General features: G+C 67.5%; 12 protein-coding genes. All 12 read right to left on the bottom strand.

Annotation, left to right across the window (positions count from 1 at the left end; genetic code table 11):
* Complete coding sequence (locus tag IE200_RS12885) at nucleotides 1–3,096, bottom strand: LysM peptidoglycan-binding domain-containing protein (protein ID WP_191279899.1); 3,096 nt, start codon at nucleotides 3,094–3,096, stop codon at nucleotides 1–3.
* Nucleotides 3,093–3,518, bottom strand: a complete 426-nt coding sequence (locus IE200_RS12890; protein WP_191279900.1) for a pilus assembly protein TadG-related protein — start codon at nucleotides 3,516–3,518, stop codon at nucleotides 3,093–3,095. The genes IE200_RS12885 and IE200_RS12890 overlap by 4 nt, the downstream gene beginning before the upstream one ends.
* Nucleotides 3,515–3,943, bottom strand: a complete 429-nt coding sequence (locus tag IE200_RS12895; RefSeq protein ID WP_229856491.1) for a TadE/TadG family type IV pilus assembly protein — start codon at nucleotides 3,941–3,943, stop codon at nucleotides 3,515–3,517. Before IE200_RS12895 ends, IE200_RS12890 begins: the two co-directional genes overlap by 4 nt.
* Nucleotides 3,940–4,293, bottom strand: coding sequence for a TadE/TadG family type IV pilus assembly protein (locus tag IE200_RS12900; RefSeq protein WP_229856493.1), 354 nt, complete (start codon nucleotides 4,291–4,293; stop codon nucleotides 3,940–3,942). The genes IE200_RS12895 and IE200_RS12900 overlap by 4 nt, the downstream gene beginning before the upstream one ends.
* Nucleotides 4,294–4,315: 22 nt before the next feature.
* A complete protein-coding gene (locus IE200_RS12905) occupies nucleotides 4,316–4,504 on the bottom strand; it encodes a hypothetical protein (RefSeq protein WP_191279903.1) in 189 nt (62 codons plus the stop codon).
* 42 nt (nucleotides 4,505–4,546) lie between these two features.
* Entirely contained in the window at nucleotides 4,547–5,452 is a 906-nt protein-coding gene (locus IE200_RS12910; protein WP_191279904.1) for a type II secretion system F family protein, read from the bottom strand.
* Nucleotides 5,449–6,306 carry a type II secretion system F family protein gene (locus IE200_RS12915; RefSeq protein WP_191279905.1) on the bottom strand — a complete coding sequence of 286 codons (858 nt, stop codon included), beginning with the start codon at nucleotides 6,304–6,306 and terminating at the stop codon, nucleotides 5,449–5,451. Before IE200_RS12915 ends, IE200_RS12910 begins: the two co-directional genes overlap by 4 nt.
* On the bottom strand, nucleotides 6,303–7,640 hold the full coding sequence (locus IE200_RS12920) for a CpaF family protein (protein WP_229856494.1): 1,338 nt from the start codon (nucleotides 7,638–7,640) through the stop codon (nucleotides 6,303–6,305). The genes IE200_RS12915 and IE200_RS12920 overlap by 4 nt, the downstream gene beginning before the upstream one ends.
* 128 nt (nucleotides 7,641–7,768) lie before the next feature.
* On the bottom strand, nucleotides 7,769–8,536 hold the full coding sequence (locus IE200_RS12925; protein ID WP_191279907.1) for a P-loop NTPase family protein: 768 nt from the start codon (nucleotides 8,534–8,536) through the stop codon (nucleotides 7,769–7,771).
* Nucleotides 8,536–9,108, bottom strand: a complete 573-nt coding sequence (locus tag IE200_RS12930) for an SAF domain-containing protein (RefSeq protein WP_229856495.1) — start codon at nucleotides 9,106–9,108, stop codon at nucleotides 8,536–8,538. The genes IE200_RS12925 and IE200_RS12930 overlap by 1 nt, the downstream gene beginning before the upstream one ends.
* 123 nt (nucleotides 9,109–9,231) lie before the next feature.
* On the bottom strand, nucleotides 9,232–10,191 hold the full coding sequence (locus IE200_RS12935; RefSeq protein ID WP_229856496.1) for a hypothetical protein: 960 nt from the start codon (nucleotides 10,189–10,191) through the stop codon (nucleotides 9,232–9,234).
* Nucleotides 10,179–10,745 carry a hypothetical protein gene (locus IE200_RS12940; protein WP_191279909.1) on the bottom strand — a complete coding sequence of 189 codons (567 nt, stop codon included), beginning with the start codon at nucleotides 10,743–10,745 and terminating at the stop codon, nucleotides 10,179–10,181. The genes IE200_RS12935 and IE200_RS12940 overlap by 13 nt, the downstream gene beginning before the upstream one ends.
* Nucleotides 10,746–10,765 lie beyond the last annotated feature (20 nt).

The raw sequence follows: 10,765 nt of genomic DNA on the forward strand, positions 1-10,765 counted from the left end.
TCAGGAGGCCGACGGGTGGCGAGAGGGCTTCGGTACGGGCCGCGGCCGGCGGCGTCCCCACTCGTTCTTCGCGGCGATCTCCTTGGTCCGCGCTGGCAGATCGATCGGTGGCTCGTGATCGTCGCGTCGATCGAACACTTTCGCGCGCAGCATCTGGTCCGCAGCCGCTCCGTGGCCCTGAACCTCCATGACTTTCGCCAGATCGAGTCGGCTGACTTCGTCGTACGGCGCCGCCATGCACGCGGTCTCTGCGCTTTCGCGGGCCGCTTTCAGGTCGCCACGTTGAAGTGCATCCAGCACGACGACGTGTGCGGTGTCGACGATGGCACTCGGGATCAAGTCTTGGAGTCGGTCCCCGTCGAGTAGCCAGTTCCACCCTTGCTCGCGGAGCTGATCGAACGGTTGCCCCTGGACCAAATGGAGCGCTTGCGCGAGGTCGGCGATCCCGTCCGCGCCTCGAGCCTGACCACGGGCGCGGAGGCGACGGAAGAGGTCGACATCCACGAGCAGGTCATCAACGTGGTAGCCGTGCCACTCGTCCGGCGGGCCGTCCCCTTGTCGCGGAATGTGCAGGCGTCCGGTTCGCGGGTCCTCGCCAAGCCAATCTCGGACGTGACCGATGTCGGTTCGAGCGCGTGGCAGACCGATGTGAAATGCGTCCGCGATGGTGCGCGAGCTTGCGCCTTCGGGGTGCAGGGCCAGGAAGGCGAGGAGCTCGGAGTAGTACGGCCTCCGCTTGACGATCTTCTCGGGCAGTTCTCCGTGGGCGGTGACTCGGACGGGGCCGAGGAGCGTGAGCTTGGGGAGTCGCGAAGCATCGTTGAGCCATTCAGCCAGGTCTTCATCGAGCGTTGGATCGAGTTCCTCGAGGCTGGTGAGGGCATCGTCCTTCGCTATCGGCGCCAGTTGGTCAACGTCCGCCGTGGTTGCCGCGCCCAGCTGCACGTACTCGTCCGCTTCACCCTTGAGCAGCGAGGCTTGCCCTGCGGGGCCCGTCGGCCTCGGCTGTGTGAACTCTTCGCGGAGTGCGCCTCCCTGATCCGTGACCCCCTGCCAACCGTCTGCGGCCCGGGAGAAGGGCGGGATGTCGACCGTCGGGGTGATCCTCGTGACGTCCACGATGGCCGAGCACATGGCGGCCTCCTCGGCGCTCAACCCTGACGCAGCAAGCGTGAGGGCCAGGTCTGGGATCGTCAGCGTTCCGTCTCTCGCCAGCTCCACGGCCGTGGCGCCCGAAAGCGCTGCGCTGTCGAAGGCGACGACGGCCGCCCCCAAACGGCAGGGCGACGCATCGATCGCTTCCCGCAACGCTGCGGCTACCTGCTCGTCCGGCGTTACGACGACCTGGAACGGGTCGGGATAGTCGATCCCGTGCTCGGCGAGGGTACGGAGATCGTCGACGAGCCCTTGGGCACCGGCGTCGCGCTCGTGCGTGCGGAGGCGGTGGGTATCCAGATCGGCCAATTCAGCTCCGAGGCCAAAGACGTCGGTTTGCACCAGGACGGACCAGGGATTCAGCGCCAGCTCAGCGCTGATGTGTCGGGCAAGGGCAACGGCAGCCTCCCGGTCACCGGTGAGCTGGATGCAGCCGAACTGCTCGAGATTCAGCAACCATTGGCGTCTGTCGGCATCCGTGCCGATGCTGACAAGCATCGGGTACGGCGGCAGGACCTCCTCGTCGTTCGTGCACTCGCGAACGGCGACGGTCCACTCGGTTCCCGCGCCGCGCCAAGGCTCGGGAAGATCGGCTGGCTCGGCGAAGTGGAGCGTCACCACGTCGTTCCGCAACGCAACCGTCTGCAGAAGCGGAAGTGGTTGATCCGCCGCTGCTGCATGCGCGGCGAGGCTGTTGAGTACGGCGTGGAGGCCCTCGATGTCGACGGCACCTGACGCGCCGTACACCTGGACGGTCTTGTCGACGTTCACCAGTTCGGGTGGGGGTGGCGCCAACGTCTGGCCCGGTCGGCGGTAGCGCAACTGCGTCCTCCGGTGGGCCCGGACCGCCGTCAGGACTGCCCCCGCCAGCAGCCCGCTGCCCGCGATCCCGGGTAGGACCCAGGCCGGCAATGACGTGCTTTCGGATTCGTCCTCGGCGGTCGACGACGCCTCTGCTTCGCTGGCGTGGAGGTCGTCGTGATCGCCCTCGGCCTTGGGGGCCTCGGCGGACGGGGACGGCATCGTCGTTGGGGCTTCCTCTGGGGGACCCTGCGGTTCCGATGGCGCCTCGCTCTGCGGCGGCAGCTCGACCGGCGGCTCGGGGATCGTGAGCTTCCAGCCCGGTCGGATGAGATCTGGATCGGTTAGATGCTCGCCGTCGGTTTGGATCGTCTGCCGCGAAGCGTTGTAGATCTCGGGGTATCGATCGGCGTCGCCGAGTTCCTCTGCGGCGATGTCGGAGAGGGTGTCGCCCGGCTCGACGACGACCGTGTTCTGCTGCTGCGGCTCGTCGGGAACCTGTAGGACGGTGCCCGGGGTGATGAAGTCGGGGTGCCCGTGGAGCGTCTCTGTGTTGAGCGCGACCAGTTCCGTGTAGCGGGCGCCATCGCCCAAGAGGCGGTCGGCAATGCGCCAGAGGCTGTCTCCGCGCACAACGGTGTAATCGCGGGTGCGAGCGGATTCGGCAGTCGCCGGTGCAACTGCGGGCTCGGTTTCCAAGTGAATCTCCCGATTAGGAGCCGGCTCGACAGGCGTGGTCTGGGCGACCGCGGCCGAGTGTGCGGGAGGCGCGGGCGCTGCCACCGCAATGGCGGGACCGGCGATGAAGAGCAGGGCCGCGACGCCGACAAGCCGCGCGGCGAACTCCTGAGGGAGCGCCAACCCGGGAACCGACGGCGCGGGCACTCGACGAATCTCCGCGACCACGGCGAGCGCGACCGATCCGGTCAAGACGACCCACGCGCCCCAGCCGACCGCTGCAAAGGCCGCGAATGCCAGGCTCCCGTCGTCCGGTCGGGAGAGCATGCGCTGGAGCTCGCTGAAGTCGGCGTCCCATGGGGCGTAGCCGATCGAGACAAGGATCGCTGGGAAGGCGACTACCAGCGCTAGGAGCGCCAGGCAGGCGGCGAACCCACGGATCCGCTGGCTCAACGTGGTCATTGCTCAGTACCTCCCAAACTGCGAACGACGCGAGCGCTCGCCTCGCCGGTGACGTTCAGGTCGCCGATGCCGATAGCCCCGAGGAACGTGGGGGAGTAGGTGTCCGTCACCGTGACGGCGATGGTGTCTCCGCCGGAGACCGTGACCGTGCCGTCGACGCCTGCTTGGTCCAGGAACTCCTGCGCGGCACTGCGCGCCGCCGCAAGGTCGACGTACACCGCTCGTCCTTCGATGGCGGCGGCTGGCTGAATTCGTTGGCCGCCTGCGCGCGCGGCTTGGGCCGCGATGTCGTGGGCACGTTGCTGGGCATGGACTTGCCCGCCGAGGTCGACGGCAAGGCCTACGAGAATGATCATCACGAAGCTCGAGGTGGCCAGCCAGATGCTGACCGAACCGCGCTCGTCACGGATTCGCCGCGTCATGAGCGCTCTCTCCACGTGTCCAGCGGCGAGCTCACCGAAGCGGTGATGATGCGGGAGCCGGGAACGCCCGGCACCGCCAGATCACTGAGATTCAGCCGGCACTCGACAGTCACCTGGACGCTTCCGGGGGTGCCGACGGGTACGTCGAAATCGGAGGTATCGACGGAGACCGTCACGCTGAGGCAGTCAATGCCCTGAGCTTCGAGACTCGAGCGCGCCGCCGCCTCCGCTTCGGCGTGTGCGGCTTCGTTCGTTCGCGAGATGGATGCTGACCTGGCGCCGTCTGCTGCGGCCGCTTCGACAGCCCCGTGGGTCATGGCCGTTCGGCCGCCGAAGATGATGAGGCCGACGAAGAGGGCGAAGGCAGGCACTCCGATGGCCGCTTCGATCGAAGCGGAGCCCCGTTCGTCCCGTCGCGACTTCACGGTGCCGTCAGTCTCTCGGTCGGTAGCGAGGCGGACTGGACGATTCTGGGCGACCATCCCGGGATGACGCTGAGGCTGTGGCCGGTCACCGTCACGGTCACCGTTGTGGAGGTCCGCTCGGCGGACGCCGTCGCGTTCTCGAGTACGTCGTCGCCTCCGGCGTCGGACACAAAATTGTTGGCGGCGTCGACGCCTTCGGACCGTGTCCCCGTCTCGGCACTTGCTGCCCGTGCCCCCTCCTGCGCGGCAGCGATCGCGACCGCTCGGGCGTGGTAGAACAACGCGGCCTGCATGCCGAGGAACAGCACCGCGAAGAGAGCAGGCAGGAGGATCACGAGCTGGATCGACACCGACCCGCGCTCGTCCCTCCGCCTACTTGATGTTGCCGGCTTGAGCCGTGACATATGCCTTCACCGCTGCGACCACGACCGCGACGATGGCGATCACGGCTACGGCCCAGAGCACGTGTTCGGTCGTGACCGAGCCGCGCTCGTCTCGATGGCGCATTCGTGTGTCGAAGCCGATTCTCAGCCCGACCAGCATGGTGATCAGTCGATCCATTTCGGTTCCTTCCCGTCCGCGGTCCTTCCGTCGGGCTGGCTACTAGGTGTTGCTGAACATCCGGAGCAGTGAGGGCGCCACAAGGAGCGCCATGAAGACGACTCCCAGGAGCGACCCCGGGATCGTCATGCGCTCGCCGACTGCGTTCGCCTCCGCGATCTCGTCGTTGAGCATTGCCGTGCGCATCGCAGCTGATCGAGCGCGGAGGTGGGTGTAGACGCTGGCGCCTTCCTCACCCGAGAGCCGCATGATGTCGGCGAAGTCCTCGAGTTCTGGCAGGGCCAGTTCGTCGGCAAGCGCGTTGAGCGCGTCCCACGGCGGCTGGCCCGACCACCGGGAACGGGTCAGCTCCTCCGAGAGGCGGGTGAACACCCACGAATCGCCGACGAGTGCTGCCGACTCCATGGCTTGGCGTACGCCCGAACCGTTGTTGCGTTCGAGCGCGACCAGATCGATGTACGCGCCCAGCGCTCGCGAGAACTCGAGCCGCGCTTTCCGAGCGTCGTCGATCGCGTTGTAGTTCGGCAGGAAGAACATGAAGGCCGCAAGTCCGACGGAGGCTGCGCCGCTCAGGACGATCGGAAGCCCGAGGCCGATCACATGGAAGAAGACCGAAAGCAGCGGCGGGATCGCGAGGCCGAGCATGGCGGAGACGAGTTTGTCGCCATAGAACCGCGCCGTGGGGATCCGAAGTACGGCGAGCTCGCGTGTTGGCGTTTGTACCCACACTGACGAGGGCAGGGTCTTCAGCGCCCATGTCCCGAGTCGTTCCTTCCCATGCGCCGGGGTCCCCGCATCGCCTGCTGCGCGGGCGGGCCGGCCAGGGCCAAGACGGGCAAGAGCGTCCGCCAAGTCGGGTTCGGCGGGAAGGAAGCGGGCTGCGAGGACCACCAGCCCGAATGCGATCAGGGCGCCGCTCAGGAGCGCCGCTTGAAGCCCGCTGGTCATCGGCCACCTCCAGCCTGCGTCGGCGCGGCCGCCAAGAAGCGCGGGAGGTTGCGCCCAACGGCCATGCGCTTCATCCAAACCAGGATCGCGACGTACGCCGCGAGGAGGCTCAGCAGAATCACTTGGCCGAGCGGGCTCCGATAGGGCTCGACGTAGGTGCCGGACACCGCGAGGACTATCAGTACGCCAGCACTGATGATCGTGACCCAGCGCGCGGTGGCTCGAGGCTTGGCTCGGTCTGCTTCCACTTGGCGTCGCGCTCGGACGTCTGCTGCAACTGACTCGGCGAGCCCGTCTAGGACGCTCGCCAGTCCCGCGCCGCGACGACGTGCTCCCAGGATCAGGTTGGCGGCCACGAGGTCGCCGGTGGCGTCGTCAAGCTCGTCAGCGAACGCGCGGAGGGCATCCTCGGTGGGCCAGCGTGCTCGTAGTCGAGCGACCAGCCGCGTGACCTCGGGCGCGATGGCGGCAGGAGTCGAACGAAGGGTCGCGACGAGCGCCTGCTCCAGGCCGACGCCGACCGTCAGGACTCCGGAGAGGGATCGAGTCCATTCCTCCATCGCCTCGAGTCGTTGGATGCGCGAATGCGCCGGACCCGCCGACAAGAGCACCGGCAGTCCGACGAACGCCAGGGGGACGAGCACGACGGCCAAGGCCCACCCCGTGATCATGACGGCGACAAGCCCGACAACGATGCCGGTCGCGAGGAGGAACTGGGTCTGCCTGGTGAGTGGCCTCAGCCGACGTCGCCGTGGCGGCCGCTCGACGACCTCGGCAGGCTGCAAACCGACGAACGTGGCGAGGATCCCGCCCACGATCAAGGCTCCGGCCAGCGCAGGGATGAGGGCGATCACGACGCGCGTCCCTGCTCGGAGAGGTAGCCCGCCAGATCGAAGCCGTAGTCCGCCAAAGAGCGGTACGCATCCGGCAGCACATCCGGGACGGCAGCGCCGTCGGTGTCGGGCGAGAACACGTGGGTCGTTGCGTAACCCGTCTCGCGTTCACCTGGGTCGAGGGCGATGATCTCGGCAACCCTTCGGGTGCGAATCGGCCCGTCCTGCCCAGCCGTCGTACGAAGGTCGAGATGGACGATGAGGTCGATCGTGGCGGCGAGCTTGCTGGTCGCCAGTGACTGCGTCACGTGCGGCCCAGCCTCCATGGCGCAGGTGACGAGCTTCCGGACGGCTGCGACGGCGTCGGAGGAATGCGTGGTCGAGATGGAACCGGTGCCGGACTCCATCGCCTTGATCATCGCCCAGATCTCCTTGCCTCGGACCTCGCCGACGATCTGGCGCGACAGGTTGAAGCGGAACGAGTCGACGAGCGCCTCGTCGAGGGTGAACTCGCCGGCCTGACGCCCGTCGGGTCCGCGCTCGCCGGATCCGGGCCGGGCTTCCCACGGATGGACGATCCGATGCCGATCGGGCAGTTCGTGCAGGTGCAGCTCGTACTCCGTCTCGAACGTCCCAATGGCTTCAAGCGGATCGATCTCGGCGCAGAGGGCTCGAACGAGAGTGGTCTTGCCGGCGCCCTGGCAACCCGACACGACGATGCTCCGCCGTGCCCGGACGGCCGCGGCCAGGAAGGACGCGGCGACTGGCGACAGCATCTTCCGTTCGACAAGGTCGGCCAGCGTCACCTGCATCAATCGGTGGCGCCGGATGACGACGGAAGGCCGCGGCGTGACCCAGGCCGCCGCAGCGAGTCGCGAGCCGCCGTCGAGCCGAAGGTGCAGGCGAGGTTGCGCCTCGGAGAAGCCGCGAGCATTCACTTCGCTGCGGGAGGCGAGGAAGACGAGGAAGTCGATGAGTTCTTCGTCTGAATCAGCGACGGGTGGCCCCTCCTGAAGCGAGCCATCGACCAACTCGAGGAGGACTCGGTCGTAGCCGGTGATGATGATGTTCTCGATGCGGTCGTCGTCGACGAGCGGCTGCAGTCGGCCGAGTCGGAACAGCGAATCGAAGACAGCTCGGGCCAGGGATTCCTGGTGGGCGGGGGTCAGAGCGCCGACACCGTTGTTCACCTGTTCGGCCATCGTCGTGTCGATCAGCTCCAGGACGATGGCGCGGCCGAGTTCCTCCTGAGCCGTCTTGTCGAGGCGGCGGTCGGCCGCGACGGCCTGGCTCAGTTGGTCGGATGCCTTGGCTCGGAGTGCAGCGACGAGCTGCCAGTCGATGCCGTTGCTCAAGGCGGGGACGGACACGGGAAGCCTGGTGACGGAACCGGCGTGGCGGGCTAGTCGCGAACCGTTCTCCGCCGGCTCACTATGAGCAAAGAGGGGGAGCGACCGCGGGTCACTGCTGATTCGTCCGGTCCTCATGAGTGCGCTCGCTCGAGAAGTCCCGATCGCCTGCGGTTGATGGCACCTCGCATCGACTCGATCGCGGCGCGGAGGCTGCGGATGAATGGCCCGGTGTCGAAATGCTTCGGTGGTGCGGCCCCGCGGTGGAACACCGATGCGGACTCCGCGTCGTCGGCGATCGAGGCAATGACCGGGAGTTCGACGACCGCACTGACTTCCGCCGCGGCGTAGGGCTGCCCGGCGCCGACCAAGAGAAGGCCCGTCTGGCCCAGGTCGAGGCCGGGCTGTGCGACAGCATCGGACCACGCACGAGACGCCGACAGCGCAGGAAGGTTTGTGCGGGTCACCAGCAGGGTCAGGTCAGCGCCCAACGTGAGTGGCTCCGGCGCGTGGGCGAGACCGAGCCGACCGCAGTCGACGATCACGTCCTGCCCGTTCGACTCCAGTTCGCCAAGGGCTTCCGCAAGAGGGCGCCACACATCGTGGAGGGCATTCGCCTGACTGCGCGATCGAGTCCCTGCGATGAAGGAAACTTGGGTGCCCGGGATCGGTCGGGCAACCTCTCGTAGGGCGTCGGCGATGGGCGCCGCGGATAGCGCGAGCTCGACGAGGCCAGCGTCGTACTCATGGCTTCCGCGGAAGTAGCCGGCGAGGATGCCGGAGCCGCCTGTCGGGTCGGCCTCCACGAGCAGGACTGGGCGAGGCCACAGCAGCGAGAGTCCCACGGCCGTCGTCGTGACCCCGGGGGAACCGGATGCGGATGTCAGGGCGATGACGGCCATCAGCGATCCCGCGAATCCAGGACCAGGGCGACGTGGCCGGTCGCGATGCGGGCTGCCAGGACGGCCGCTTCCTCGTGCTTGACGAGGAGATCGACCACGGTCCCACCGGTTGCCTCATCGACGTGGACCGCGACCACCTCAGCCTCGCTGTAGAGCGGGGTGCCGCCGGGGAGGTCACCGTCCTGGCCTGGCGTGACGATCACGCGCACGTGGTCGCCGCTTGAGAGCGCGATGCCAGGCGACTGGGCGGGCGTGAGCGCAATCCCGACCACGGACTCGCCGTCACTTGGGAGGGAGGCGGCTGAGTACGAGTCCGGAGTCAAGGCTGTGCCCGCAGCGATGTCGACCGTGGCCCGTTGGCCCACGACAGCCTCGAACTCGTCAGAACTGACCGGCGACAGCGCGGGGTCGGAGCTGATTCGGGCGGTCGTCAGATCACCCTTCTCGATGACCGAGCCGCGTTCGATCGTGGTTCGTGCGACGAGGACCTGCTCGCTGCTGGATGTCGCGGTCCACGTCCAGCCGGCGACGACGGCGCCGAGACAGACGGCCACGATGCCGATCACTGTCATCCCCGGTCTGCGACGCAGTTTCGGCGGTGAGGCCGGGGGAGTGCCTGTCCCGGGCTCCCGGTCAACTGTCGCGTCTCGTGTGGACGTGGTCATGGCTTCCTCGCTGTCCCTCCGCGCGGCCCGTCAGTGGACGAGTACCTGCGCCTCCCCGATCGAGATCTCGACGGTGCGGACCAAGCCGTTCAGTCGGATCGTTCCTGTTTGGCCTGCTCCGGACCAGGTGATGACCCAGTCGGAGGTGGCTGTGACCGTGTAGTGGTCGTCCGGCTGGCCCGAGCTCGACTGCTCGTAGACATGACCGCACGTGGGCGAGCGCCGATCGCCGTACGACGCCTTGTAGGGGGTGCCCGGGCCGGTGCAAACGACTTCAGTGCCGTCGCCCATGTCCCAGGTGATTCGGTGGAGCTGAGCTGTGGCGGTCACCGTGATGCCTCCGGCCGAAGCCGATGCATTGATCGGTCCAACCGTGTGGCTGTCGGGGTTCGCTGCCCACATCCAGACCGGCATCCCCACGATCCCGATGCTGCCGTCGCCAGGCTTCGGCGCGATCCCAATGGTGATTGCCGACAGGTTCATCTGCTCGATCGCGATCGTTGCGACTTCGCGCGGAGTCGGGCCAGCGCCAGCGTTCGGCGGCGGATCGGCGGACCAGATGTAGATGTCGATGTCGGTCTGCGGCTGATAACAGCGGTACACCGCTCCGTCTCCTGGCTCGTGTCCCTGCCACGCCGGGTCGCCCGCTGGCGGCTGTGGATCGACGAGCTGGATGTAGCAGTTGTAGTTGTTCGACCAGTAGCCGTACTCGCTCGAGCAGGGGACCGGGCCGGGCGGCGGCTTGAGGACGTTCTGCTCGGTCCCATCCCAATAGCAGGACGCGCCGGAACCCGTGTCCTCCGGGCCGTCATCACCGGGCTCACCGGGCTGGCCGGGCTGCCCAGGAACCTCGACCCAGATCAGGCAGACGCCGGTCTCGGGGTCGGTGACTTGGCACTCCGTGTCGGCTGACGCCGGCGAGGCTGCGCTGAGGAGGAAGCTCGCGATCGCGAGTGACAGAACGACGACATCGGCGATCAGGCGTCGCATGGCGTTCGCTCGATGTCCTGGCTCGAGGCAACTCGCCACGCGCCATCGGGATCGGAGTCCCACTCATAGTTCGAGACCGAGTACCGGATCCAGCCGGTGTCCGGTCGGTTCGGGGTCACGACGGACTTGCCGTCCGCGTCGAGCACGTCGACGTCGCTGACGTCGAAGCACACATCGACTTGAACGGTCGGCACCTTGCCGGCCTGTGGATCGGAGTTGTCGAGGTTGACCGACTCGACCTTCACCTCGACGACCTTCGTCTCGCCGACCTGGTAGAGGCCCTGCTTGCGCTCGCGCTTGAACAAGGTCTGCTGGGTCGAAAGTTCGGTGCTGATCGCGACGGACGCGAGCCGGCTCAGCGGCTTCGTCGGATCGTGACGCAGCTCGTTGCGGACCGCGTAGTAGTTCGCGATCGTCTCGGTGGCTGCCGCGGTGGCCGCGTCCGAGGGCGATGTCGGCGTCGAACTCGAAGAGCTCGACGCCGTGGGTTCGGAGCGTGGATCGGTCGGCTCCGAGTCGTCCTTGGCACACGACGTCCCCGCGATCAGCAGCACTGCTGCGGTCGCGAGTGCGA

Origin of the sequence: Nocardioides flavus (ex Wang et al. 2016) (genome assembly GCF_014653115.1) — a bacterium.
Classification (GTDB): domain Bacteria; phylum Actinomycetota; class Actinomycetes; order Propionibacteriales; family Nocardioidaceae; genus Nocardioides; species Nocardioides flavus.